Source organism: Aquamicrobium sp. (genome assembly GCF_023954335.1).
GTDB lineage: Bacteria > Pseudomonadota > Alphaproteobacteria > Rhizobiales > Rhizobiaceae > Aerobium.
Map to the genome: position 1 here is coordinate 309,165 of NZ_JAMLIE010000003.1, position 23,392 is coordinate 332,556.

Annotated in this window: 25 protein-coding genes and 2 tRNA genes; 17 read left to right on the plus strand and 10 right to left on the minus strand. The window is 64.2% G+C overall.

Features of this window, described 5'->3' with window-relative positions; all coding sequences use genetic code 11:
* Window positions 1–120 precede the first annotated feature (120 nt).
* From M9945_RS18910 to M9945_RS18930, 5 genes are all read left to right on the plus strand, one after another.
* Window positions 121–783 (plus strand): hypothetical protein, encoded by a 663-nt coding sequence (locus tag M9945_RS18910; protein WP_367945793.1) that lies wholly within the window; start codon window positions 121–123, stop codon window positions 781–783.
* Window positions 783–1,325 (plus strand): hypoxanthine phosphoribosyltransferase, encoded by a 543-nt coding sequence (gene hpt, locus M9945_RS18915; protein WP_367945794.1) that lies wholly within the window; start codon window positions 783–785, stop codon window positions 1,323–1,325. Before M9945_RS18910 ends, hpt begins: the two co-directional genes overlap by 1 nt.
* Before the next feature lie 3 nt (window positions 1,326–1,328).
* Window positions 1,329–1,724, plus strand: a complete 396-nt coding sequence (locus M9945_RS18920; RefSeq protein WP_367929073.1) for a response regulator — start codon at window positions 1,329–1,331, stop codon at window positions 1,722–1,724.
* A gap of 154 nt (window positions 1,725–1,878) precedes the next feature.
* Window positions 1,879–1,953, plus strand: a tRNA-Thr gene (locus M9945_RS18925).
* Window positions 1,954–2,133: 180 nt separating this feature from the next.
* Window positions 2,134–3,441, plus strand: a complete 1,308-nt coding sequence (locus tag M9945_RS18930) for a tyrosine-type recombinase/integrase (protein WP_367929072.1) — start codon at window positions 2,134–2,136, stop codon at window positions 3,439–3,441.
* A 46-nt stretch (window positions 3,442–3,487) separates the two neighbouring features.
* On the opposite strand, the gene M9945_RS18935 is transcribed toward M9945_RS18930, so the two are convergent.
* Complete coding sequence (locus M9945_RS18935; protein ID WP_367945747.1) at window positions 3,488–4,567, minus strand: IS630 family transposase; 1,080 nt, start codon at window positions 4,565–4,567, stop codon at window positions 3,488–3,490.
* 137 nt (window positions 4,568–4,704) lie between these two features.
* Here M9945_RS18935 and M9945_RS18940 point away from each other — a divergent pair, with 137 nt between their 5' ends.
* A complete protein-coding gene (locus tag M9945_RS18940) occupies window positions 4,705–5,520 on the plus strand; it encodes a thermonuclease family protein (RefSeq protein ID WP_367945795.1) in 816 nt (271 codons plus the stop codon).
* A 5-nt stretch (window positions 5,521–5,525) separates the two neighbouring features.
* On the opposite strand, the gene M9945_RS18945 is transcribed toward M9945_RS18940, so the two are convergent.
* Both M9945_RS18945 and M9945_RS18950 read right to left on the minus strand, forming a co-directional pair.
* Window positions 5,526–6,557: a hypothetical protein gene (locus tag M9945_RS18945; protein ID WP_367945796.1), complete on the minus strand. Its 1,032-nt coding sequence runs from the start codon at window positions 6,555–6,557 to the stop codon at window positions 5,526–5,528.
* Complete coding sequence (locus tag M9945_RS18950) at window positions 6,554–7,180, minus strand: hypothetical protein (RefSeq protein WP_367945797.1); 627 nt, start codon at window positions 7,178–7,180, stop codon at window positions 6,554–6,556. The genes M9945_RS18945 and M9945_RS18950 overlap by 4 nt, the downstream gene beginning before the upstream one ends.
* Between M9945_RS18950 and M9945_RS18955 the strand changes: the two genes are divergently transcribed.
* Window positions 7,134–8,485 (plus strand): IS3 family transposase gene (locus tag M9945_RS18955; protein ID WP_367930840.1). Its coding sequence is split into 2 segments (ribosomal slippage): window positions 7,134–7,470 and window positions 7,470–8,485, totalling 1,353 coding nucleotides; the frame shifts between segments, so codons are not numbered across the junction. The genes M9945_RS18950 and M9945_RS18955 overlap by 47 nt on opposite strands.
* A gap of 35 nt (window positions 8,486–8,520) precedes the next feature.
* On the opposite strand, the gene M9945_RS18960 is transcribed toward M9945_RS18955, so the two are convergent.
* Window positions 8,521–9,111, minus strand: coding sequence for a hypothetical protein (locus tag M9945_RS18960; protein WP_367930578.1), 591 nt, complete (start codon window positions 9,109–9,111; stop codon window positions 8,521–8,523).
* Window positions 9,112–9,452: 341 nt separating this feature from the next.
* Between M9945_RS18960 and M9945_RS18965 the strand changes: the two genes are divergently transcribed.
* Together M9945_RS18965 and M9945_RS18970 are read left to right on the plus strand one after the other, a co-directional pair.
* The gene (locus tag M9945_RS18965) at window positions 9,453–9,812 is read left to right on the plus strand and encodes a tyrosine-type recombinase/integrase (protein ID WP_367930577.1); all 360 of its coding nucleotides are present in this window, start codon (window positions 9,453–9,455) and stop codon (window positions 9,810–9,812) included.
* Window positions 9,813–9,880: 68 nt separating this feature from the next.
* The gene (locus tag M9945_RS18970; protein WP_367930576.1) at window positions 9,881–10,630 is read left to right on the plus strand and encodes a tyrosine-type recombinase/integrase; all 750 of its coding nucleotides are present in this window, start codon (window positions 9,881–9,883) and stop codon (window positions 10,628–10,630) included.
* 93 nt (window positions 10,631–10,723) lie between these two features.
* Here the strand turns inward: M9945_RS18970 and M9945_RS18975 are convergent.
* Both M9945_RS18975 and M9945_RS18980 read right to left on the minus strand, forming a co-directional pair.
* Window positions 10,724–10,798 (minus strand) — tRNA-Glu (locus M9945_RS18975).
* A gap of 86 nt (window positions 10,799–10,884) precedes the next feature.
* Complete coding sequence (locus M9945_RS18980; protein WP_367945798.1) at window positions 10,885–11,286, minus strand: fimbrial protein; 402 nt, start codon at window positions 11,284–11,286, stop codon at window positions 10,885–10,887.
* Window positions 11,287–11,313: 27 nt separating this feature from the next.
* On the opposite strand from M9945_RS18980, the gene M9945_RS18985 reads away from it, so the two are divergent.
* Window positions 11,314–12,363 (plus strand): RluA family pseudouridine synthase, encoded by a 1,050-nt coding sequence (locus M9945_RS18985; protein ID WP_367945799.1) that lies wholly within the window; start codon window positions 11,314–11,316, stop codon window positions 12,361–12,363.
* Window positions 12,364–12,624: 261 nt separating this feature from the next.
* Window positions 12,625–13,533, plus strand: a complete 909-nt coding sequence (rpoH, locus tag M9945_RS18990) for an RNA polymerase sigma factor RpoH (protein WP_367930573.1) — start codon at window positions 12,625–12,627, stop codon at window positions 13,531–13,533.
* Between the two features lie 101 nt (window positions 13,534–13,634).
* Here rpoH and M9945_RS18995 read toward each other — a convergent pair whose 3' ends face one another.
* Window positions 13,635–15,344 (minus strand): hypothetical protein, encoded by a 1,710-nt coding sequence (locus M9945_RS18995; protein WP_367945800.1) that lies wholly within the window; start codon window positions 15,342–15,344, stop codon window positions 13,635–13,637.
* A gap of 62 nt (window positions 15,345–15,406) precedes the next feature.
* On the minus strand, window positions 15,407–16,705 hold the full coding sequence (locus M9945_RS19000) for an adenylosuccinate synthase (RefSeq protein ID WP_367945801.1): 1,299 nt from the start codon (window positions 16,703–16,705) through the stop codon (window positions 15,407–15,409).
* Window positions 16,706–16,902: 197 nt separating this feature from the next.
* Here M9945_RS19000 and M9945_RS19005 point away from each other — a divergent pair, with 197 nt between their 5' ends.
* Window positions 16,903–17,805: a DMT family transporter gene (locus tag M9945_RS19005; RefSeq protein WP_367945802.1), complete on the plus strand. Its 903-nt coding sequence runs from the start codon at window positions 16,903–16,905 to the stop codon at window positions 17,803–17,805.
* A 33-nt stretch (window positions 17,806–17,838) separates the two neighbouring features.
* Here the strand turns inward: M9945_RS19005 and serA are convergent, their stop codons facing one another.
* Window positions 17,839–19,437 carry a phosphoglycerate dehydrogenase gene (serA, locus tag M9945_RS19010; RefSeq protein ID WP_367945803.1) on the minus strand — a complete coding sequence of 533 codons (1,599 nt, stop codon included), beginning with the start codon at window positions 19,435–19,437 and terminating at the stop codon, window positions 17,839–17,841.
* A 79-nt stretch (window positions 19,438–19,516) separates the two neighbouring features.
* Complete coding sequence (locus M9945_RS19015; RefSeq protein WP_367945804.1) at window positions 19,517–20,692, minus strand: phosphoserine transaminase; 1,176 nt, start codon at window positions 20,690–20,692, stop codon at window positions 19,517–19,519.
* Between the two features lie 949 nt (window positions 20,693–21,641).
* Between M9945_RS19015 and M9945_RS19020 the strand changes: the two genes are divergently transcribed.
* From M9945_RS19020 to M9945_RS19040, 5 genes are all read left to right on the plus strand, one after another.
* Window positions 21,642–21,851 carry a cold-shock protein gene (locus tag M9945_RS19020; protein ID WP_367930580.1) on the plus strand — a complete coding sequence of 70 codons (210 nt, stop codon included), beginning with the start codon at window positions 21,642–21,644 and terminating at the stop codon, window positions 21,849–21,851.
* Between the two features lie 112 nt (window positions 21,852–21,963).
* Entirely contained in the window at window positions 21,964–22,167 is a 204-nt protein-coding gene (locus tag M9945_RS19025; RefSeq protein ID WP_367945805.1) for a hypothetical protein, read from the plus strand.
* Between the two features lie 15 nt (window positions 22,168–22,182).
* On the plus strand, window positions 22,183–22,473 hold the full coding sequence (gene rpsU / locus M9945_RS19030; RefSeq protein WP_367945806.1) for a 30S ribosomal protein S21: 291 nt from the start codon (window positions 22,183–22,185) through the stop codon (window positions 22,471–22,473).
* A 172-nt stretch (window positions 22,474–22,645) separates the two neighbouring features.
* Complete coding sequence (locus M9945_RS19035; RefSeq protein WP_367945807.1) at window positions 22,646–23,008, plus strand: lysozyme inhibitor LprI family protein; 363 nt, start codon at window positions 22,646–22,648, stop codon at window positions 23,006–23,008.
* Window positions 23,009–23,123: 115 nt separating this feature from the next.
* Window positions 23,124–23,309, plus strand: a complete 186-nt coding sequence (locus M9945_RS19040) for a hypothetical protein (RefSeq protein WP_367930564.1) — start codon at window positions 23,124–23,126, stop codon at window positions 23,307–23,309.
* Window positions 23,310–23,392 lie beyond the last annotated feature (83 nt).

A 23,392-nucleotide genomic window follows, 5' to 3' on the forward strand; every position in this document is an offset into this window, starting at 1 on the left:
ACCTCCCACTTTTATGGTTAAGGGGCGGTTAAGATTCACAGGCGCTGGCGGCCGGGGCAGCGAAGCGTTAATCATTTGCGGCTACCTCGTGGGCAGGAAATGCGAAAGGATGCCGGCCGCATGGGCCATGACGACGACCATGCCGAAGATCATGCCCACAAGGCACGCCCGGTTTCCGGCGAAATCATGTCCGGGCCCCAGACGCGCGAGCCGAAGCCGCAGGCCGGCGGCGACGTTTCCGACGCGCAGTATGAGACGGTTTCCCCGGCTGCCGACGCCCCGCACGCCCGCTCCGCGCAGGCCGGCGCGGCCAGCAACGCGGCCGGCCCCGCCGGCATGGATTTCCTGAAGAACAAGACCCCCGGCGCGTCGCAGGGCACGCGGCGCGGCGGCGTCCTCTTCTGGGCGGCCGGCCTCCTCGCCGTCGCCCTCGCCTTCTGGATTTCCGGCGGCCACACGCTGGTCGGCGGCGGGCCGGCGGAGGTCGCCCCGGCGAAAACGCCGCTGCACATCGCCGACGTCAAAAGCCGCGTCGAGACGCGCGAGGGACGCGGCATCCTCTTCGTCGACGGCCGGGCCGAGAATCGCGGCGCGACGCCGCTGCCGCTGCCGCCGATCGAGATCGCCGTCACCGCCAATGACGGCGGCGTCATGCGCTACCGGCTGCCCGGCCGGGATACGGAATTGAAACCCGGCGACCGCTATTCCTTCTCCAGCCGGCTCGAAGCGCCGACCGCCGGGGTCAGGACGGTTTCCGTCGCATTTCAGGAGGACGAACGCTGATGCCAGTCGTGCGGGGCAAGGATATCGAGGTGCTGTTCAGCGCCTCCGCGATTGCCAGGCGCAATCTCGAGCTCGCCAAGGAGATTGCCGAACGGGACCATGACGACCTCCTCGTCATCTCGATCCTCAAGGGCTCGTTCGTCTTCGCCGCCGACCTGATCCGCGCCATGCACGACACCGGCATGTCTCCGGAGGTCGAGTTCATCTTCATCTCCAGCTACGGCGCCGGCACGGTCTCGGGCGAGGTCAAGGTGCTGCGCGACATCGACAACGAGGTGGCGGGGCGCAACGTGCTCCTGATCGACGACATCCTCGAATCCGGCAAGACGCTGAAGTTCACCCGCGACCTGATGCTGTCGCGCGGTGCCAGGACGGTGTCCATCGCCGTGCTGCTCGACAAGCATTCGCGGCGCCAGACCGACCTCGATGCCGATTTCGTCGGCTTCGAATGCCCCGACTATTTCGTCGTCGGCTACGGCATGGATGTCGGCCACGCCTTCCGCGAGCTGCCCTTCGTCGGCATCGTCAAGGGAGACGCGTAACCCATGGCCCGGATCCTGATCGTCGAGGACGACGCTTCCGTGCGCGCCTTCACCGCCCGCGCCATCGCCGCCAGCGGCCACAGCGTCGAGACGGCGGAGGACGGCGATCTCGGCCTCGCCTCGATCCGTGAGGCGGGCGGCGGCTACGACCTCGTCCTGTCCGACATCCGCATGCCGGCCATGGACGGCATCGAGATGGCGAAGCGCGCCGCGCACGAGTTCCCGGACCTGAAGATCCTGCTGATGACCGGCTATGCCGAGCAGCGCGAGCGCGCCGCCGATCTCGAGCGCATCGTCATCGACGTGGTGGCGAAGCCATTCTCGCTGAACGATATCCGCGCGAAGGTCCAGCAGGCCCTCGCCCTTCCCGCATACGCCTGCCTCCAGGCCTCCGCCTGACCGCCCCTTCCCGGCCCGAACCCCTTCGCGCCCGCCGCCCCGAACCCCCGCTCCGCGCCGTTCCGCGAGGCCCGTCGCCGGCCGCAAGCAAAAGCTCAATCTGCGCTTGCGCTTGCCCGATGCATGTGGCAGAAGTCCGCCACCCTCAGGGCAGGCTGCGGTAGCTCAGTGGTAGAGCACTCCCTTGGTAAGGGAGAGGTCGAGAGTTCAATCCTCTCTCGCAGCACCATTAACCCCTTGTAATTGCTGAGTTTTCTGGATTTTGTGACATCCAGAAAGGACTAGCACGCTAGTAGCACGCAATTGCCCTGCTTCATGTTTTTCAATACGTTAGGGATACACTGCTTCGTGCTGGTAGCACGTTTCTAGCACGGCAGCACACCACAGTAACTCGCTGGTGGCGACCCTGATGAACGTACAGACCAAGGCCCCCTACGTCCTGTTTCTCCGCAAGGACAGCCCGTACTATTGGGTGCGCTTTTCGATTCCAGGCCAAGGTCAGAAGCGCATTGGCCTCAAAACGGATGATCCTGACGAAGCGGCCAAGCTCGCTGAGCGACAATACCAACGTGCTGTGTGGAGTGCCGAGGAAGGTCTGCTCCACGGCAAAACGTCGTTCGACAAGCTAGCACGCGAGTACGTAGCGAGTGCGGAGAAGGCCGCCAAGGCCGCCCCGAAGCAGCATTCCAAGGCGGTTGCGGATAGGGCCGTGCTGGATCGCTACATGATCCCATTCTTTGGCAAGAGCACTATCACCTCGATCAATGTGCCGAAGTTGAATCAGTACATGGATTGGCGGCGTACCTACTGGACGGAAGGACCGGGAAAGGACCTTCTCGTCATCGACTATGAGCGCAACGGTAAAAAGCTCTATCGTCCGGCTCGTCACATCGAGGCAACGCAGAGCACCTTGCGTCGCGAGGCCGTCACCCTTCGTGCTGTTTTCAAGCACGCGGTTCGACAAGGGCATATCAAGGACTCCGACATTCCCAAGCTGGATATGAAAGCCCAGCAGCCAAACAAGCGACCATCATTCACGGATGCCGAGATCGAAAAGCTGCTGAAACTGGCAGAGAAACGAATCGCGGAAGCCAGCGCCAACGGCAAACGCAACGCCAAGCTGCCTCCGCATCTATGGCAGGAGGAGCCCGAGTTCGAACATCGCATCAAATACGAGCGGCTGGTGCTCTACAGCTTCATCAACATCGCGCTGGCGACCGGGATGCGTCCGACCGAACTGCACAATCTGGATTGGGGTCACATCATCGGCTTCAAGGAGGAACGCAAGAAGCCCATCGCCAAACAGCGCATCCGCATTGCTGCCTATGGCAAGGGTCGAAAGCCGCAGGAACTTGTTCCAAACATCGGCGTATTCAGCAACTTCATCAATCTGTGGGACGCCTTTGTCACCATGCACGAGCGCGAACCTCGGATGGACGAGCCAGTGTTCGTGAACGCCAGTGGTGAACGAGCGAAATCGTTCAAGAAGAGCCTGAACGCGCTGTTGGATGCCGCCAAACTGAAAACCGACGCATTCGGACGCGCCCGATCCGCCTACAGCTTCCGTCACACCTATGCGACCCGGCAGCTACGGAAAGGTACGGACGTGTACACGTTGGCCATCAACATGCGCACCTCGGTCAAAATGATCGAGATGTACTATTCGGACGTGGTGCCCGATGATGTAGCCAAGCGGCTTGAGGGGAGTTGGGAGTGATGCGGCTGGACGTTGCACGCTGCAACGCTGAGGGATTCGGCCGAAGCTAGTGGATGGGGTCTAACGCTTGGTGCCCACGTTTGACGGCGGCGATGATTTTGTCGGGGTCGGCGATCCATTTGAAGGGCTTGGGTTGCAGGTTGTGCTCGTCGAGGAAGCGGTTGATGGCGGCCTGGAGGTCAACGACAGAGTGGAAGACACCGCGTTTCAGCCGCCGCTTCGACAGCTTGGCGAAGAAGCCCTCCACCGCGTTGAGCCACGAGCAGGAGGTCGGCGTGAAGTGGAAGGTAAAGCGCTCGTGGCGGTCGAGCCATGCCCGCACCTTGGGATGCTTGTGGGGAGCATAGTTGTCGAGGATGACGTGCACGGCCTTACTCGGCGGAACCTCGGCATTGATGGCATTGAGGAAGCGGATGAACTCCTGATGGCGATGGCGCTGCATGTTCCGGCCGATGACGGTGCCGTCGAGCACGTTGAGGGCGGCGAACAGGGTGGTTGTGCCGTTGCGCTTGTAGTCGTGCGTCATGGTACCGAGCCTGCCCTTCTTCATCGGCAGGCCGGGCTGGGTGCGGTCGAGTGCCTGGATTTGGCTCTTCTCGTCGACCGACAGCACGATGGCATGGGCCGGCGGATCGACATAGAGGCCGACGACGTCGCGCAGCTTGTCGACGAACTTCGGATCGTTGGAGAGCTTGAACTGACGCCAGCGGTGGGGCGCGAGGCCATGCGCCTTCCAGATGCGCCTGACGGCGCTGGCGCTGATATCGGCAGCTTTCGCCATCATGTCGGCGGTCCAGTGCGTTGTCTCACCCGGAGGATCGGCAAGCGTCAGCGCCACCACACGCTCGGCGACCTCGGGCCCGAGCGGCGCAATGCGCGACGGTCGCGTCTTGTCGCGCAGCAGCCCGTCGACACCTTCTGCGGCAAAGCGCTCCTGCCAGCGCCATACGCAGGTCTTCGACTTGCCGGTCCGGCGTATGATCTCGACAGTGCCGATACCGTCGGCGGACAGCAGCACGATCTCGGCGCGCCAGACATGCTTCTGCGGGCTGTTGCGGTTGGTGATCACGGACGCAAGCCGCGAACGATCCGCAGGCGAGACGGTGAAAGATATTCCGGTGCGCATGCATCAGATTCGCATGCGCGCAAACCAATGGGAATCCCGCAAAGGACTCTTATGTCAGGCGGATACCACTAGGCGGTCGAGATCGCTGAACGAACGACAAACCCGAGGTTAGCTACTGTTACAGGTGATTATTTCAGATGAAACGACGACGACGTTCCCGAAAGCAGCGCGTATCCAGAAATAGGAACAGTTTTCAGGCTGTTTTAGGCGCTTTGATTGTACTCGCCGCAGTCGTATTCGGCTTTTACCTTGGCGATGAGCCCACGGTGCCTCTGTCGACCCACACTTTGGAAAGAAGCGTCACACCGACCACGTATTCATCGAGCCGGGTCGGAAGGGCGACGGTAATAGATGGAGACACCATAGAAATCTCTGGCGAGCGCGTAAGGTTCAACGGGATCGATGCGCCCGAATCCAATCAAATGTGCCGAGATCGAAACGGTACCGAGTACCGTTGTGGGGCAAGATCGGCGGAATTTCTAGATAACTTGTTGGCTTCGTCGCGCCCCACACGCTGCGACTTCGTCGAGCGCGACCAGTACGGTCGATTTGTTGGCGATTGCTACCTAGCTGATGGCCAGAGTGTAAACGTGACGTTGGTGAGGGAAGGTCACGCCGTGGACTGGCCTCGATACAGCGGTGGTGCCTATACAAGCGACCAAGCGGATGCACAGCGGGCGAGTAGAGGAATCTGGCAAGGCCAATTCGATATGCCTTGGGACTTCCGTGCCGGCCGTGTTGCCATGCAAGACCAGATCGTCCCGCTGTTGTCGGCTCAGCCGCAGCGTAACTGCGATATCAAAGGCAACATCAGCTCAAAGGGGGAGCGCATCTATCACTCACCTGGCCAAATGCACTACGACAGGACTCGAATTTCAACATCCCAAGGCGAGCGCTGGTTTTGCAGCGAAGAGGAAGCTCGGGCGGCCGGATGGCGCAAAGCGCGTCGCTAACGTCTCTATTGACTGGTCCCCGACACTTGGTCTGAACGCCTGCGGATGCGAATTTCTATCCGCCGACGCTCTCGTACGTCCCCCGCCTGTGCGCCGTCACTAAGGTGGTCACCGGGTACAATCAATTGGGCGCCTGAAAGCGGGAGGACGGTTGCAGAAGCAAGACGCGGGTCGTTCTTTAGCAGTTGCGTGACGGCTATCGAGCGGGCGAGACCCAAGCCGGCGTTATCAGCAGGCCGCAACCCCGTCGCGGCCGTTTGACCGACTAGCACCCCCGCGACCTCTCGATCAAGATTTGAGGTACGGCCCTCTGCCAGATTCTGTTCATCGGTGTGGCCGATGACCTCGACGATATCTACCTGGTATTCGGCGAGATAGCTGGCGATGCGTGTGATCACGTCTTCACTAAGCTGGCGGCGAAACTCGCTGGTGAGTTCCGCGCTACCCACGGCGAAGTAATAGCCGCCGGCTTCACTTAGATTGATGATGGGCGGCCATTCGTGGGGGCGAGTTTCCTCGTCACCCTTTGCCAGCGCTGCCGCCAGCAAGACCTCTGGGGCATTATTATCAATGTACCCGCGCTCTTTGAGTACCTTCAAGGAGGAAACCAGTTTCATGGCTTCCGGATGGGTCAATCCGACAGCCTGCACCGCCGTTGCCAAGTCCTTGGCGAGCGTCAGTTCCTGCCAATCATCGTCTATACCGTTGGCCGCAACGATCTCTGGGGGCAGTGAGGCGAGGGTCTGTTCAAGGCGTGCATTTGCCTCCACCAATTGTCTCAGTTTTGTTTCCAATAGCTGACGTTCAGTGTTTGCCGCTGCAATGGCACGCTGCGCCGTCTCGAGGTCGTTTTGGAGAGAGGAAAGCGCGGCTTTGACGTCGTCAGTCGCTTTCCGCTCTGACGCAAGTGCGGCAGCGGCAACCAGCAAAAGGCAGAACACCAGGAGCAAGAACGTCTCAGCCATCGTGAGGCCAAGAATAAGGCCGCGACCGTATCCCTTTCTCTCAGATGAAATCGAAGACTGGGCCGCCGTCATCGCAATCCCCACCAGCGTTTATCTGTACGCTGCTCGTCGCTGCGTCCGTCGATGTTCACGATCTGAGGAGTGTTTTCGCCAGAGAGCGGACTTGCAGCAGTCTCCGGGGACGTCAGCGATGTCGTGAACGCAGGAACCCTGGAACTCAGATCGTCGACAATCCTACGAACCATGGATTGCGTTTGATCCACAGAAGTGCGCTCTATGTGTTTCCGTAGATCGTCATGCTGCTGCTGCAACACACGCACAAGTTCCTCGCTTGTGCGCTGCGACGCAGTGGATGCAGCGACTGCTGTTTCCATTGCTGCTACGCTTTTTTCCACCGCTCCTATCAGCTGTGCGATCGTGTTTTGTGTCCCGGTGATAATCTCGGTTTGCCGGGTGCGCTCCTGATCCGAGCCCTCCAGACGCTGAGTATGGCTCTCAACAAGCTTTCCTAGCGCGGTGAGCGTCGGCTTGAGCTTGATATTGATGATCTCGTCCGGCGTTTGTCCGGCGTCAGCACTGATGGGACCAAATCGGCTTAACTGAGAACGGAGGATTTCTGGTTCATCGTAGCCTTTCAAAGGAGCGAAGATGAGACAGAAATCCGGAACCGGGAAAGCGCCGGCAGAGCAGGTCATCAAAGACATCCGCCGCGCAACCCGCAAGCAATATTCGGCCGAGGAGAAGATCCGCATCGTGCTGGAGGGCTTGCGCGGCGAAGAGTCGATCGCGGCGCTGTGCCGGCGCGAGGGGATCGCGGAGAGCCTTTATTACACCTGGTCGAAGGAATTCCTGGAAGCCGGCAAGAAGCGGCTTGCCGGGGATACGGCGCGCGCCGCCACCAGCGACGAGGTGAAGGTTCTGCGCAAGGAGGCGCGCGATCTCAAGGAGGTCGTCGCCGAGCAGGCGCTGGAACTGCGGATTCTTAAAAAAAGCATGATTGCGGATGGGGGCGACGACGAATGAGATACCCCGCATCCGAGAAGCTGGAGATCATTCGGCTCGTCGAGCAGTCGCATCTGTCGGCGCGGCGCACGCTGCAAAAACTCGGTATTCCGCGCTCGACCTTCAATCGCTGGTATGACCGTTTCCTGGCCGGCGGTGTCGATGCGCTGGAGGATCGCAGGCCCCGGCCGAACCGGGTCTGGAACCGCATCCCCGAGGAGAAACGCGATCAGATCATTGAGCTGGCGTTGAACGAGCCGGAGCTGTCGCCACGGGAACTGGCGGTCACCTTCACCGACACGAGGGGCTACTTCGTCTCGGAATCCTCAGTCTATCGCCTGCTCAAGGCCCACGACCTGATCACCAGCCCCGCCTTCATCGTCATCAAGGCCGCCGATGAGTTCCACGACAAGACGACGGCGCCCAACCAGCTCTGGCAGACCGACTTTACCTACTTGAAGGTGATCGGCTGGGGGTGGTTCTACCTGTCGACCGTGCTCGACGACTTCTCTCGCTACATCATCGCCTGGAAGCTGTGCACCACGATGAAGGCCGAGGACGTCACCGACACGCTGACCATCGCGCTGCAGGCTTCTGGCTGCGACAGCGCCAGGGTGGTGCAGCGGCCGCGGCTGTTGTCCGACAACGGCCCCTCTTACGTCTCTTCCGACCTGGCCGCATGGCTATCCGACAAGGGCATGGAACATACGCGCGGGGCGCCCTGCCATCCTCAGACCCAAGGCAAGATCGAGCGATGGCACCAGACGTTGAAGAACCGCATCCTGCTCGAAAACTACTTCCTGCCGGGTGATCTCGAGCAGCAGGTCGCGGCGTTCGTCGATCACTACAACCACCGCCGCTACCACGAGAGCCTCGACAATCTCACCCCTGCCGACGTCTACTTCGGGCGCGGCGATATCATCACGCTGGAAAGGGAAAGGATCAAACGCAAAACCATCAAACAGCGCCGCTTGCTTCATCGAGATGCAGCGGCCTAATGTGACAAACCTGATGGACCAGAGCCTCCGTTAGCTCACGCCGCCTGTTGTCCCAAAAACCCTGACGACGGACAGCCATTGAATATGGTTTCCACCAGAACGCAGACGACAAGGAACAGAACTTTTAGCCACCAGACGCCGTCCGACTGAACTCTTGCCGCACGCGACAACCTGTGACGCTTCCGAAAGTCGTCACGCTCGTTCTCAGCGTCAGCCAGATCCCTTCTGATTCCATGCAGTGCGTTTAATCCGCTCTGACACTCCGCGACATAGTCGGTCACGGTCGTCAGGTTGGCTTGGCGTATCATGCCAAACTGGCCCTCGAAGTCGAGGTTTGTCAGCCGCTCACTGAAAGTTTGTAGCTGGTCCTCCAGCACTTGGTGCGCGGATTTCTTCTCTGCCTCGATGCGTTCAACGATGGCCAGCTCAACTTCGTCCAAAGTCATGGCATCGCTAGGCGGCTCATCTTGCCCGCCACGCTCGATTGCTTTTTTCTCTATCTCAAGATCCCGTGCAACTCGATCGACATCCAGACTGGGAAAAATTTGAGTCGATGCACGAAAGTCGTGACTAGCCTGCCGGGCGCGCTGCCACAGCGTATTCAATGCATTAAAGCGCAAGCCCACCCCCACACTCTCCTTTTACTGACGCTCTGGTGTCAGTACATCCGCCGCCCCCAGCTTTATTGCGTGGCAGGCACGATGGCAACAATAGAGGTGACAGCGCTGCCATGCGAAATACAACTCCTTTAAGTTGCGCTACCGTCAACAGGGTATTTGCCGCTGCCGCTCGGCCAGGCGCCATCCAGCGAAAATCACATTCTACACATTCTCTGACATTCTCGGTCCGTTTGCGCGCAAGTTGCTGTTCTCGTTGAGCAATTTCCGCTCCCGATTTCCTGCTCGCCCTTGGTATCCATCGGCAACATAACGAAAAGCACGAGATCGGTGCTTTTTGTGAGGTTTGCATGAAACAGGCTCGGGTGCTGACGGAGGCGGAATTGAAACGGGTGCTGGCCACCGTCGCGGATACCCGACATGGCGCGCGCAACAGGATGGCGTTGATGCTGTCGCATCTGGCCGGATTGCGGGTCGGTGAAATCGCCGCCCTGACGATCAGGGACGTGCTCGACAGCGAAGGCAAGGTGCGTGAGCAGATCAGGCTTGCGGCGGCCATCACCAAGGGCGGACATGCGCGTGTGGTGTTCGTGAGCGAACGTTTGCGCAGGGAAATCGAGCGATACCGCAAAAGCTGGGAGAAGGAGCGCCTGGCCAAGTCGCCGTTGCTGGTCACGCAAAGACGATCAAGGGCAGCATTAATGATCTAATCACTCGCTACTATCAGTCCGCCGAGTTCATCAAGAAACGCCCCGCAACACAGCGGAACTATAAGTCCGTGCTGGAACCGTTCCGTGCTGAGCACGGCGACAAGCCAGTGTCGATGATCGAACCGAAGCACTTGAGTGCCATCGTGAGCGCGGTTTCTCTCCGCTCGACATCGGCGGCATACAATCTGCGCAAGCGCCTCGTCATGATCTTCAAGCTGGCGGTCCAACTCGACTTCATCAAACGCAGTCCCATGCCGGACGTGAAGCGTGTGGATCACCAGACCAAGGGCTACGAGACTTGGAGCGAGGAGGACATCACCAAGTTCCGCGCCCATTGGAAGCAGGGAACGCCCCAGCGGATCGCCATGGAGATATTGCTCTATACTGGGTTGAGGCGAGCTGACGCGGTGCGCCTCGGGCCGCAGCACATTCGCGGCGACTATATCGAGATCACAGCGCAGAAGACGGATGCGGACCTCTCCATCCCCATCCATGCCGACTTCCGCGCCGTGCTGGATACCATCCCGCACCGCCACATGGTGTTCATCGCTACGGCCTACGGCGCAGCGAGGTCGGACAAGGCATTCACGAACTGGATCATTGAGGCTGCACGAGATGCTGGCCTTCCTCCCCATCGGTCTCCCCATGGACTACGCAAGGCCACATGTCGTCGTCTGGCCGAGGCCGGATGTAGCGTCTGGCAGATCATGGCGATCACCGGCCATCGAGACATCAAGGAAGTCCAGAAGTACGTCGAGGCCGCGAACCAGAAGAAACTCGCGAAGGACGGCATCAACATGACCTATGGTGCGGCATGAGAACGGTCGGAGAACAGAAATCTGCTAACCGGCACGCCCGGTTAGCACAAACCGCCTACAAACCATTGAAATCACTGGAGTACAAAAGAGAACTGGTACGCCCAAGGGGAATCGAACCCCTGTTTGCGCCGTGAGAGGGCGCCGTCCTGACCGCTAGACGATGGGCGCTTGCCGAGACCGCGATATAGAGAGGAATCGCGGCGATTGCAACATTGCCGGGCAATGATTTTGTCGCTCCGGCGGATAGACGTCTCTCACGGCTTGTAGGCGATGTCGAAGCGGCCGACGAGGCTGCGCGTCGCGGTGTCGTAGATGTAGATCGCCCTGCCCCCGTCCTTCAGCAAGACGTCGAGGCTGATGCGGCTGCCGGAGAGCGCGTGGCCGGCGATGCGCGCGCCCTCGGGCAGGACGATGTCGCCGCCGAGCACCTCGCCCGGCGCGGGCATCGGCAGCTCCGGCGCGGCCGCGGCCGGCGGCGCTTCCCTGTTGCCCGAGCGGTAGACAATGGCGATCACCACCGCCATAAGGGCGACGAACAGAAGCCCGAGATTGATGACCATGAAGCGGACGAGCTTGCCCCGCACCCGCTCCACCGCCGGATCGAGCGGCTTCTCGCGTTCGTCGTCGTCTGCGGCTCCGGCCATCTTCTGTGTCATCCCGGTTGTCCCATCAGCGGGTTTTCCATGAGCGATCCTGATAGCGAAGCCGCGCCCGCATTGAAAGAGCTGACCGTCGGGGACGAGGCCGCCGGCCAGCGCATCGACCAGTGGCTGGCCGCGCGGCTGGCGCCCGACCTGTCGCGCAGCCGCATCCAGGCGCTGATCCGCGACGGGCAGGTGAGCGTCGACGGCGCGGCCGAGCGCGCGCGCGGGCGCAGGCTCGCCGGCGGCGAGCGCGTCCGCCTCGTCCTGCCCGCGCCGGAGCCGGCCGCGCCCGCGGCCGAGGACATACCGCTCGCCGTGCTCCACGAGGACGCGGACCTGATCGTCATCGACAAGCCGGCCGGCCTCGTCGTCCATCCGGGCGCGGGCAACCCGTCTGGCACGCTGGTCAACGCCCTGATCCGCCATTGCGGCGCCTCGCTTTCCGGCATCGGCGGCGTGCGCCGGCCGGGCATCGTCCACCGGCTCGACAAGGACACGAGCGGCGTCCTCGTCGTCGCCAAGAACGACCGCGCCCACCGGGCGCTGTCGGAGGCTTTCGCCGACCATGGCCGCACCGGCGACCTCGAGCGCGCCTATGACGCGCTGGTGTGGGGCGCGCCGCCGCGCATGACCGGCACCGTCGACGCCACGCTCGGGCGCTCCGCCTCCGACCGCACCCGGCGGGCCGTGGTGCCGGAAGGGCGCGGCGACGCCCGCCACGCCGTCACTCATTTCACCGTGCGCGAGCGGTTCGGCGAGGATGCGCAAGGGCGCCGCCCGCCGGTCGCCGCGCTGGTCGAGTGCCGGCTGGAGACCGGCCGCACCCACCAGATCAGGGTGCACATGGCGCATATCGGCCATCCGCTGATCGGCGACCGCGACTATGGCCGCGCCTTCCTCACCAAGGCCAACAAGCTGGCGCCGCCGCTGGGCGAGATGGTGCGCGCCTTTCCGCGCCAGGCGCTGCACGCGCGGCTGCTCGCCTTCCGCCACCCGGCGACGGGCGAGCTGATGCGCTTCGAGGCGCCGCTGCCGCCCGACCTGACGGAACTCGTCGAAGGGTTCCGGCGTTGGGGTGGGGAAGGCTGACGCATCGTGAAGTCGGGCCGGAATGTCCGGCATTGCATGGTGCGGCGGTGAAAAGCCGGCGGGCGGGCGTTCATCGTCTGCGCTCCGGGGCAAGCCATACCGTTCATTTTTTTGTGACGCAGCGTTTCGGCGTATTCATTCGTGTTTTTGCCGCAAACGTTCTTATATAACGATATCGGTGTGGTGCGCCTTCATGGCGGCCGCGCCGGATGCGCCTGCCGGTTCGCGGGGGCGCGATTTGACCGAGAGGGAGGGTGCTATATGGCCCAGACGCTACCCAGCATCGTCTCCGGAGAAGGCGGCCTGTCCCGCTATCTCGAGGAGATCAGACGATTTCCCATGCTCCAGCCGCAGGAAGAGTACATGCTCGCCAAGCGGTATCAGGAGCACGACGACACCGACGCCGCCCACAAGCTCGTCACCAGCCATCTGCGGCTGGTGGCCAAGATCGCCATGGGCTATCGCGGCTACGGCCTGCCGATCGGCGAGGTGATTTCCGAAGGCAATGTCGGCCTGATGCAGGCCGTGAAGAAGTTCGAGCCGGAGCGCGGCTTCCGGCTGGCCACCTATGCGATGTGGTGGATCAAGGCCTCGATCCAGGAATACATCCTGCGCTCGTGGAGCCTCGTCAAGATGGGCACCACGGCCAACCAGAAGCGGCTGTTCTTCAACCTGCGCAAGGTGAAGGGCAAGATCCAGGCGCTCGACGACGGCGACCTGAAGCCCGAGCAGATCGCCGAGATCGCGACGCGGCTCAACGTGTCGGAGGAGGAGGTCGTGTCGATGAACCGCCGCCTTTCCGGCGATGCCTCGCTCAACGCGCCGATCCGCGCCTCGGAAGGCGAATCCGGCGAGTGGCAGGACTGGCTGGTCGACGACAGCCAGAGCCAGGAGCAGACGCTGATCGAGCAGGACGAACTGGACAACCGCCGCGGCATGCTGGCGGATGCCATGGCCGTGCTCAACGAGCGCGAGCGCCGCATCTTCGAGGCGCGCCGCCTGTCGGACGACCCGATGACGCTGGAAGACCTGTCGAGCGAGTTCGGCATCAGCCGCGAGCGCGTGCGCCAGATCGAGGTCCGCGCCTTCGAGAAGGTGCAGGACGCGGTCAAGGCCGCCGCCCGCCGTCAGGCGCAGGCCCTGCGCACCATTGAGGCCGAGCCGGCGTAAGCGCAAGGCGGGCAGCGACCGCAACCAACGAAAAAGCCGCCGCGAATCTCGCGGCGGCTTTTTGATTCGTGATAGGAATTCCCCGGGAAAGCCCGGCCGGCTCAGCCGCTGCCCAGCTCGTTCCACGCCTTCAGCGCGTCCTGGAACACGCGCTCGCCCGGAATGCCCTTCTCCATCGACAGGAGCGCGCGGCGGCCCGACTGGTAGACGATGGGAATGTCGAGCCAGCTCTGGCGCTGCAGCAGCTCGAGATTGACCCGCTCCTCGGCCGGCGCGTCGCTCAGCGCGATGAGGAAGAAGCCGTCGGCGATCTTGGCCGGAATGCCGATCAGCGGATTGCCGGGCGCCTGCTCGGTGTCCTTGAAGGCGATGCGCGACACGTTGGAGATCGAGCCGCCCTCGAAACCGTCGGGGGTGAGGAAGATCATCTCGACGATGTGGCTGGCCGGCAGGGTCGCGTCGCCGTTGCGGCGGATGGTCATGCGCAGCTGCACGTCCTTGGCGGGGATCGTCGCCTCGGCGCGGATCGCCGGCTCGGGCGGCAGGTCGCCGCCGGGCGATTCCTGCACCAGCGACCAGGCGATGGACCCGACCTCTGCCGACCCTTCGGCGGCGCTGGTCCGCTCCTCGTAGAAGATCGCCCTCTGGCCGACCGCGACCGCGGCCGGCTGCGTCGCCTCGGGCTGCGCCGGCTGCTCCGGTTCCTGCGCGGCCGTCGCGGCGGGCGGGGTCTCGCCCGGCGCGGGCTCGCCCTGCGCAGGCCCGGTCGCGTCGGGCCCAGTCACACCGGGCCCAGTCACACCGGGCCCAGCCGCGATGGGCCCGGCGTCCGGCTGCGCCGCCACGGGCGGCTGCCCGGGCTGGACGGCGGTGGCGACTGAGCTGCCCTCGCCGATGCCGGGCTGTCCCCCGGCCGGACCTTCATCGACCTCGCTGCCATCGGCCAGCAGGCGCTGGGTGAACTTTTCCGGCACGCCGGCCGCCGGCTGGTCCGGCTCAGCGGCGGGCTCTGGCGCGGCTGCTTCCTGCGCGGGCGGCGGGGTCTCTTCGACCTCGGCCTCCGGCGGCGTCTGCGTCAGGTCCTCGGCCGTGGTCGCGGCAGGCTCGGTCCCCGTCCCGGGCGTCTCCGGCGCCTCGGCCACCGTCGTGGCAGGACCGCCGAGGAGCCCGCTCCACCAGACATAGCCGCCCCCGGCCAGCGCCAGCGCGGCAAGGCCGAGCGCGGCGATGAGGCCGGCGCGGCCTTTCTTGCTTTCCTCCACCGGCGCGGCGCGACGCGGCGCGGCGGCATTGCCGGCGAGCCGCTCGCCGGCCGGCGCGTGAAGCATGTCGATGGCCGGATCGTCGGCGCGCGGACGGGCGGGCCTGGCCGCACCCGCGTCGATGGAGACCGAAGGCGCATCCGGTTTGCCGGCGGGCTGCCCTGCGTCATGGCCCGGCGCGTCCGCGGCCGGCTGCGCGCGCGGCATGGCGGAACCCTGGGGAGCGGAAGCCTGCGGGGCGGAAATCGGCGGCGTCACCGTCACGGGCGTCGCCACGACCGGCTTGTCGAAATCGGCGAGGACGGTCTCGAGATCGTCCTCGATGTCGGGCACGGCCGGCTCGGCGAACTCGGCGCGCACGGTGGCGATCGCCTCCTCCAGCGCCTGCTTCTGCTTCTCGATCAGGGCGGCCGGCGGCGGCGGCTCGATCGCCTTGAGCTTGGCCTCGATGGTGGCGCGGGCCTTGTCGAAGACCTTTTCGCGCATCTCGGGCGATGTATCGCCCAAGCCGCCGATGGTCTTCCTGAGAACCGCTACGAAATCCGCCATGCCCTGTCCTGCCTCTGATGTGTCCCGGCGGCCGCGTCGGCCGGCCGGAACGTTTGTCGAACCTAGTCTTGAAAAGGATCGGTAACAAGTATGGTGTCGTCGCGCTCGGGGCTGGTCGAAAGCAGGGCCACGGGCGCGCCGATCAGTTCCTCGATGTGACGCACGTACTTGACCGCCTGCGCCGGAAGGTCGTTCCAGCTGCGCGCGCCGGCCGTGGTGCCCTGCCAGCCCTCGAGCGTCTCGTAGATCGGCTCGACGCGGGCCTGCGCGCCCTGGCTGGCGGGCAGGTAGTCGATGACCTCGCCGTCCAGCCGGTAGCCGGTGCAGACCTTGATCTCGTCCATCCCGTCGAGCACGTCGAGCTTGGTCAGCGCGATGCCGTCGATGCCGTTGACCGCGATGGCCTGGCGCACCAGCACCGCGTCGAACCAGCCGCAGCGGCGCTTGCGCCCGGTAACGGTGCCGAACTCGCGGCCGCGCGTGCCGAGGAACTCGCCGACCTCGTTGTCCTGCTCGCTCGGGAACGGCCCCTCGCCGACGCGGGTGGTGTAGGCCTTGGTGATGCCGAGCACGTAGCCGATGGCGCCGGGGCCGACGCCCGAGCCAGTCGCGGCCTGGCCTGCCACCGTGTTCGAGGAGGTGACGAACGGATAGGTGCCGTGGTCGATGTCGAGCAGCGTGCCCTGCGCGCCCTCGAACAGGATGCGGCTGCCGGCGCGGCGCGCGTCGTCGAGGATCTTCCACACCCGGTCCATATAGGGCAGGATCTCGCCGGCCACCGAGGTCAGCTCGTCCATCAGCGCCTGATGCGACACCTCCGCGTGGCCGAGGCCGCGGCGCAGGCCGTTGTGGTGCGTGAGCAGCCGCTCCACTTTCAACGGCAGCGTGTCCGTATCCGCCAGATCCATCACCCTGATCGCCCTGCGCCCGACCTTGTCCTCGTAGGCGGGGCCGATGCCGCGCCGCGTGGTGCCGATCTTCGTGCCGGAATTCGAGGCTGCATCCTCGCGGAATCCGTCAAGCTCCCTGTGCACCGACAGAATAAGCGCGGCATTTTCGGCGATTTTCAGGCGGTCCGGGCCGATTTCGACGCCCAGCTCCCGGATCCGGTTCAACTCGGCCACGAAGGCGTGCGGATCGAACACGACGCCGTTGCCGACGACGGAGAGCTTGCCGGGCCGCACCACGCCGGACGGCAGGAGCGACAGCTTGTAGGTCTTGCCGTCGACGACGAGCGTATGGCCGGCATTGTGCCCGCCCTGGAAGCGGACGACGACGTCGGCGCGCTCCGAAAGCCAGTCGACGATCTTGCCCTTGCCCTCGTCGCCCCACTGCGAACCGACGACCACCACATTGGCCATGGAAACAATCCTCTTTTCCTGTAGCCGGGCGCACCGGCCCGGAAAAACGACAGGCCTCTATAGCCGCATGCGCGCCGTTGCGCGACCCCGTAAACGCCCGATATCACGGGTTCCGCCATGGGCTCGCGGCCGAAGGGCCGGCGGCTGGCGGGCTGTGGCACATTTACATGCCGCGCCGGGCGGACTAAGCCGCGACGATGTTCCGCAACGCCTACGTCCTCCTGCTGCTCACCACCCTGTTCTGGGCCGGCAACGCCGTCGCCGGCAAGCTCGCCGTCGGCCACGTCTCACCGATGACGCTGACGACGCTGCGCTGGGGGCTCGCCACCCTCGTCATGCTGGCCATCGGCCTGCCGCGGCTGCGCCAGGACTGGCCGGTCGTACGGCGCAACCTCCTCCTGCTGACCGCGCTCGGCGCGGCGGGGTTCTCGGTGTTCAACGCGCTGCAATATTCGGCGCTGCTCTTCACCACCGCGATCAACATCTCCATCGAGCAGGCGGCGATGCCGATGCTGGTGTTCGTCGCCAACTTCCTCGTCTACCGCGCCGGCGTCGCGCCGGGGCAGGTCATCGGCTTCACGCTGTCGCTCTTCGGGGTCGTGCTGACGGCGACCCATGGCGACCCGACGCGCCTTGCCGCGCTCGACCTGAACCGGGGCGACGCGCTGATGCTGCTCGCCATCGTCATCTATGCCGGCTACACGGTGGCGTTGCGCGCCAAGCCGGCGATCCATTGGCAGAGCCTGATGATCGTCCTGTGCGGCTCCGCCTTCGTCGTGTCGCTGCCCCTCCTGCTGTGGGAGGGGCTTTCCGGCGACATCATCCTGCCCGACGCGCGCGGATGGACCATCGCCGTCTATACGGCGCTGTTCCCCTCGGTGCTGTCGCAGGCCTTCTACATCCGCGGCGTCGAGCTGATCGGCGCCAACCGGGCCGGCCTGTTCATCAACATGGTGCCGATCTTCGGCACGCTGTTGTCGATCCTGATCCTCGGCGAGGCGTTCCAGCTCTATCACGCCGCTGCGATGGTAATGGTGCTCGGCGGCATCTGGCTCGCCGAGCACAGCGGCCGCAAGCACGCGGCCGCGCAGAAGGGCTGAGCCGGGCGACGCTCTCCGCCGCCCGGAGCGCGGTCAGGCCGCGACGTCGAAATGCAGCGGCTTGGCCGAATCGATCCGGGCCTCGGCGCGCAGCGCCTCGAGCACGGCTCCCGGCACCGGCGCGTCGAGATAGAGCAGCGCCAGCGCGTCGCCCCCGGCCTTGTCGCGGCCGAGCTGGAAGTTGGCGATGTTGACCCCGTGCGTGCCGCAGATCGTGCCGAGCAGGCCGATGATGCCGGGCACGTCCCTGTTGGTGGTGTAGAGCATGTGCTCCCCCACCTCGGCGTCGAGGTTGATGCCCTTGATCTGGATGAAGCGCGGCTTGCCGTCGGAGAAGACGGTGCCGGCGATCGCGCGGGTGCGCAGGGCCGTCTTGACGGTGAGCTTGATGTAGCCGTCGAACACGCCCGACTTGTCGCGCTTGATCTCGGACAGGATCACGCCGCGCTCCTTGGCCATGATCGGCGCCGAGACCATGTTGACGTCCGCGACCTGCGGCCGGATCAGGCCGGCGAGCGCCGCGCTGGTCAGCGCGCGGGTGTTCATCTCGGCGGTGGCGCCGTCGAACAGGATCTCGACCTCCTGGATCGGCTCCTCCGTCACCTGGCCGACGAAGGCGCCGAGCACCTCGGCCAGCTTGATGAACGGCTTGAGCCGCGGCGCTTCCTCGGCGGTGATCGAGGGCATGTTGATGGCGTTCGACACCGCGCCCTTGACCAGATAGTCGGCCATCTGCTCGGCAACCTGGAGCGCGACGTTCTCCTGCGCCTCGGTGGTGGCGGCGCCCAGATGCGGCGTGCAGACGACGTTCTCCATGCCGAAGAGCGGGCTGTCGGTGGCCGGCTCGACCTCGAACACGTCGATGCCGGCGCCCGCGACCTTGCCGCTCTTCAGCGCCTCGATCAGGTCGGCCTCGACGATCAGCCCGCCGCGCGCGCAGTTGATGATGCGCACGCCGTCCTTCATCTTCGCGAACGCGTCCTTGTTGACGATGCCGCGCGTCTTGTCGGTCATCGGCGTGTGCAGGGTGATGAAGTCGGCGCGGGCGAAGATGTCGTCGAGCTCGACCTTCTCGACGCCAAGCTCCTGCGCCCGGCCTTCCGACAGGAACGGGTCGTAGGCGATGACCCGCATCTTGAGGCCGATGCCGCGCGCGGCGACGATGGAGCCGATATTTCCGCAGCCGATGACGCCGAGCGTCTTGCCGGTGATCTCGACGCCCATGAAGCGGTTCTTCTCCCACTTGCCGGCATGGGTCGAGGCGTTGGCCTCGGGAAGTTGGCGGGCGACCGCGAACATCAGCGCGATGGCGTGCTCGGCCGTGGTGATCGAGTTGCCGAACGGCGTGTTCATGACGATGATGCCGCGCCGCGAGGCGGCGGGGATGTCGACATTGTCGACGCCGATGCCGGCGCGGCCGATCACGCGCAACTTCGTGGCGGCGGCGATGACCTTCTCCGTCACCTTGGTCGCGGAGCGGATGGCGAGGCCATCATACTGGCCGATCACCTCGAGGAGCTTTTCCTTGTCCTTGCCGAGATCGGGCAGGTAGTCGACCTCGACGCCGCGATCCTTGAAGATCTGGACTGCGGTGGGGGAAAGCTTGTCGGAAACGAGCACGCGGGGCGCCATGGTGGCCTCCTTCGTCATTCAGGTCTGAAATTCAGCGGGTGGAGGAGGAGCCGCCGGGAACGGCGGCCCCGAAGAACGATCAGGCGGCGGCTTTGAGGCCGGCCTTCTGCGCCGCGAAGGCCCAGTCGAGCCACGGGCCGAGCGCCTCGATGTCGGCGGTCTCGACCGTCGCGCCCGTCCAGATGCGCAGGCCGGGCGGCGCGTCGCGATAGGCGCCGATGTCGAAGGCGACGCCTTCCTTGTCGAGGAGCGACGCGACGCCCTTGGCGAAGGCTCCTTGCGCGTCGGCGTCGAGCGCGGCGATCTCGGGATCGACGATCGAGAGGCACACCGAGGTGTTGGAGCGCGTCGCCGGATCGGCCGCGAGATTGGCCAGCCAGCCGCTTTTCCGCACATAGGCGTCGAGCGCGGCGAAATTGGCGTCGGCGCGGGCGATCAGCCCGTCGAGCCCGCCGGCCGACTTCGCCCATTCGAGCGCGTCGATATAGTCCTCGACGGCGAGCATCGACGGCGTGTTGATGGTCTCGCCCTTGAAGATGCCCTCGATCAGCTTGCCGCCCTTGGTCATGCGGAAGATCTTCGGCAGCGGCCAGGACGGCGCGTAGCTCTCCAGCCGCTCGACGGCGCGGGGGGAGAGGATGAGCATGCCGTGCCCGCCCTCGCCGCCCAGCACCTTCTGCCAGGAGAAGGTGATGACGTCGAGCTTGGCGAAATCGAGCTTTTGGGCGAACGCGGCGCTGGTCGCGTCGCAGATCGTCAGGCCCTTGCGGTCGGCGGGGATGAAGCCGGCGTCCGGCACGCGCACGCCCGAGGTGGTGCCGTTCCAGGTGAAGACCACGTCGCGGTCGAAATCGATCTGCGAAAGGTCGGGCAGCCGGCCGTAATCGGCCTCGAACCGCCGCACGTCGGCGAGCTTCAGCTGCTTGACCCCGTCCGTGACCCAGCCGGCGCCGAACGATTCCCACGCCACCATGTCGACGCCGCGCTCGCCCAAGAGCGACCACAGCGCCATCTCGACCGCGCCGGTGTCGGACGCCGGCACGATGCCGATGCGCCAGTCGGCGGGCACCTGAAGCACCTCGCGGGTGAGGTCGATGGCGTATTGCAGCTTGGTTTTGCCGACCTTGGCGCGGTGCGAGCGACCGAGCGGGGCGTGGGCAAGGGCTTCAAGCGACCATCCGGGACGCTTGGCGCAGGGACCAGAGGAGAAATTGGGATTGGCCGGACGCACGTCCGGCTTGGAAATGTTCGTCATAGCGGTTCTACCCTTTCAGATAGCACGCCTCTCGTTGGGGAGAGGTGGCCCGCTGCGGGCATTACCGGAACTCCCCGAAAACCGCAAGAGACAAAAGAAGTTGCGATGCAGGTTCTTGCAGGACCGTGCAGAACGAAGCTGGAACGCGCCAGCAGAAGTGGCACAAAACTGACACAAGCAGTTCGCCGTCTGTTCGCACTATAGCAGGGTCAGAAAAGCGAACCGCCGCCCCGACTGGCATCGGGAGCGGCGGCAACAAGTCAGGAAAGCACAGCGGCACTTTCGACGGAAATTTCTACCATGAGAGCGGTCCCGCTGCAATCCGCGCAGGCCGCTGGTATGCGGAAAACCGCTATACCTGCCCGCGTCCTGTCGTGCCGGCGCTCAGGCGCATGTTCGGCCTGTCGGCGTTGGAAGCTGTCCAGGCGATCCGCGTGGCGAATGGGGTGCCGCGATGAGCGCGCCCATACAAGTCAGCGCCGCGCTGCTCAACTCGCGGCTGGTCAAAAACGCTCCCTCCAATCCCGAGCTGATCACCGGCTATGCTTCCGGCGAGATCGTCACGCGCGCGGCGCGGCCGATCATCAACCTCGCCATGCGCCGGTTTCAGGGTCGGTTCACGCGGCCACGGCCGCAGCGATCGCCCGATCGGGAAAAATCCATCCATCGTCGTCGGACCCTCGCGGCAACCTGGCCCATGCCTCCCGTCATGGCCGGCATGCTCACGACCAGCCAAGTCGCCTATCCGACCGTAACGGGCAGTTCTGTCAAATCGGCATTCCGCCTTGCAATCGGCGCGCGTAATCCCTACGTTGCAGCCATCGAACTTTGCGACGAACTTCTATTTGCGCCCAGGCGCACACGATCTTCCTTTCAATTTCGACATCCGCAACGCGTGGCACAATTCCATGCGTGCAACTTCAGTTATTCCGGTTTGAAAGGAATTATCATGACTATCGGAACAGTAAAATTCTTCAACGCCACCAAGGGTTTTGGCTTCATCGCCCCGGATGAGGGCGGCGACGATGTCTTCGTCCATATCTCGGCTGTCGAGCGCGCCGGAATGCACACTCTTGTCGAGGGACAGAAGATCAGTTTCGACGCCGTCATGGACAGCCGCAAGGGCAAGACTGCGGCCGACAATCTTCGGGCGGCGTAATCAGACCGCGCTCATGGTCTTTGACCACGGATGTACTGGCATCGATCATCGCAGCGCATGGAGAAGGCCGGGGCTCCCCGGCCTTTTTGCTGACCGAGGAAAGGACAGCACCATGGGTATCCCCGTCACGGCAGACAAGCTGTTCAAGCCGAAGCCGTCGAAAGCAGTGACGAAAGCCGATATCACCACCCATGCAGCCCTGGCGATTATCAGGGCGGAAGCCGAGCACCGCGAAGCAGAAACAGATCGGCTTCGCAAAGCCCGCCTCGAACGGGAAGCCGTGCCGGCTTCCATCGAGGCATCCACCCCGAGCTAAGGAAAAGGAGACTTCGTGCAGGTACTGGTTCGCGATAACAACGTTGATCAGGCCCTTCGGGTCCTGAAGAAGAAACTGCAACGCGAAGGCGTGTTCCGTGAGATGAAGGCGCGGCGGGCTTATGAAAAGCCGTCCGAAAAGCGCGCCAGAGAGAAGGGCGAGGCTGTCCGCCGCGCGCGCAAGGCGGCAAGGAAGAATGCCCAGCGGGAAGGTCTGCTGCCTGCGCCCCGCAAAGTCGCGCGGCCACCCCGGCGTGCGCCTTCGGCACAACCGGCCGCTGCAAACAGCCAGCCTGACAACGTCTAGGCCGCTTCTTCGCCCAAACGAAAGTCCCGCTGCCGAGAGGCGGCGGGGCGCGACAGCGCGCCGTCGACACGCGAAACGGCCGGACGGTCGCGCCGTGCTTGCCGGCCGCGCCACACTTGTCCGCGCGCGCCGCCTGTGGTTACGTCCAGCTTCTCCACGGAGGAACCGGATCATGCGCCTGATCGCCACTCTCGCCTTTATCCTGGCCGGGCTCGGCGCCGCCTTCGCATCCGATGATCTTTCGGCGGATTTCCAGCAGGCCGACAAGGCGCTGAACGAGACGTTCAGGCAGATCGAGCATCGCCTTGCCGACGATCCGGGCGCCAAAGGCCGGCTGGTCCACGCGCAGCGGGCCTGGATCGCTTTCCGCGATGCCGAATGCACCTTTCAGTCGAGTGGCGAAGATGGCGGCAGCGCCGCGCCCATGGTGATCATGGCATGTCGGACGGCGCTGACGGCAGAAAGAACCCGGCAGTTGGAGGCATATCTCAACTGCGAGGAAGGCGATCTGGCCTGCCCCGTGCCGTCGGAATAGTTCTTCCTTCGATCCCGAATCGCCATGGCTCTGCCTGAACAGGCAATGACGCGACCCCTTGCCGACGCCCGCCTTCCGTGATGAACTTCCCTTGCGTCATGGGGAGGATCTGCCGATGGGCAATCCGAAAGTCTCGGCAGTCGTCTGCGCCATAGCGGTCCTGTTCCTCGGCTACCGAATGTTCACCGCGACCGAAGCCCCGAGCACAGCGCTCAACCTCCTGAACTGGACGTTCCTGCTGCTTGCGCTCGTCGGCTTCGTCGGCTCGCTGGTCACGCTTGCCAAGAGCAGGAACAGGTAGCGTCCGCGACACGGTCCGGGATAACGCGCTTGCTGCCCTTCTCGCGCATCCCCGCATCATAGTAAGCAAATACTTACGCAATT

Bases quoted from the DNA above. Each gene is read 5' to 3' on its own strand.
- M9945_RS18910 (WP_367945793.1), top strand. From the start codon at position 121: ATGGGCCATGACGACGACCATGCCGAAGATCATGCCCACAAGGCACGC.
- hpt (WP_367945794.1), top strand. From the start codon at position 783: ATGCCAGTCGTGCGGGGCAAGGATATCGAGGTGCTGTTCAGCGCCTCC.
- M9945_RS18920 (WP_367929073.1), top strand. From the start codon at position 1,329: ATGGCCCGGATCCTGATCGTCGAGGACGACGCTTCCGTGCGCGCCTTC.
- M9945_RS18930 (WP_367929072.1), top strand. From the start codon at position 2,134: ATGAACGTACAGACCAAGGCCCCCTACGTCCTGTTTCTCCGCAAGGAC.
- M9945_RS18935 (WP_367945747.1), bottom strand. From the start codon at position 4,567: ATGCGCACCGGAATATCTTTCACCGTCTCGCCTGCGGATCGTTCGCGG.
- M9945_RS18940 (WP_367945795.1), top strand. From the start codon at position 4,705: ATGAAACGACGACGACGTTCCCGAAAGCAGCGCGTATCCAGAAATAGG.
- M9945_RS18945 (WP_367945796.1), bottom strand. From the start codon at position 6,557: ATGACGGCGGCCCAGTCTTCGATTTCATCTGAGAGAAAGGGATACGGT.
- M9945_RS18950 (WP_367945797.1), bottom strand. From the start codon at position 7,180: ATGACCTGCTCTGCCGGCGCTTTCCCGGTTCCGGATTTCTGTCTCATC.
- M9945_RS18965 (WP_367930577.1), top strand. From the start codon at position 9,453: ATGAAACAGGCTCGGGTGCTGACGGAGGCGGAATTGAAACGGGTGCTG.
- M9945_RS18980 (WP_367945798.1), bottom strand. From the start codon at position 11,286: ATGACACAGAAGATGGCCGGAGCCGCAGACGACGACGAACGCGAGAAG.
- M9945_RS18985 (WP_367945799.1), top strand. From the start codon at position 11,314: ATGAGCGATCCTGATAGCGAAGCCGCGCCCGCATTGAAAGAGCTGACC.
- rpoH (WP_367930573.1), top strand. From the start codon at position 12,625: ATGGCCCAGACGCTACCCAGCATCGTCTCCGGAGAAGGCGGCCTGTCC.
- M9945_RS18995 (WP_367945800.1), bottom strand. From the start codon at position 15,344: ATGGCGGATTTCGTAGCGGTTCTCAGGAAGACCATCGGCGGCTTGGGC.
- M9945_RS19000 (WP_367945801.1), bottom strand. From the start codon at position 16,705: ATGGCCAATGTGGTGGTCGTCGGTTCGCAGTGGGGCGACGAGGGCAAG.
- M9945_RS19005 (WP_367945802.1), top strand. From the start codon at position 16,903: ATGTTCCGCAACGCCTACGTCCTCCTGCTGCTCACCACCCTGTTCTGG.
- serA (WP_367945803.1), bottom strand. From the start codon at position 19,437: ATGGCGCCCCGCGTGCTCGTTTCCGACAAGCTTTCCCCCACCGCAGTC.
- M9945_RS19015 (WP_367945804.1), bottom strand. From the start codon at position 20,692: ATGACGAACATTTCCAAGCCGGACGTGCGTCCGGCCAATCCCAATTTC.
- M9945_RS19020 (WP_367930580.1), top strand. From the start codon at position 21,642: ATGACTATCGGAACAGTAAAATTCTTCAACGCCACCAAGGGTTTTGGC.
- M9945_RS19025 (WP_367945805.1), top strand. From the start codon at position 21,964: ATGGGTATCCCCGTCACGGCAGACAAGCTGTTCAAGCCGAAGCCGTCG.
- M9945_RS19035 (WP_367945807.1), top strand. From the start codon at position 22,646: ATGCGCCTGATCGCCACTCTCGCCTTTATCCTGGCCGGGCTCGGCGCC.
- M9945_RS19040 (WP_367930564.1), top strand. From the start codon at position 23,124: ATGGGCAATCCGAAAGTCTCGGCAGTCGTCTGCGCCATAGCGGTCCTG.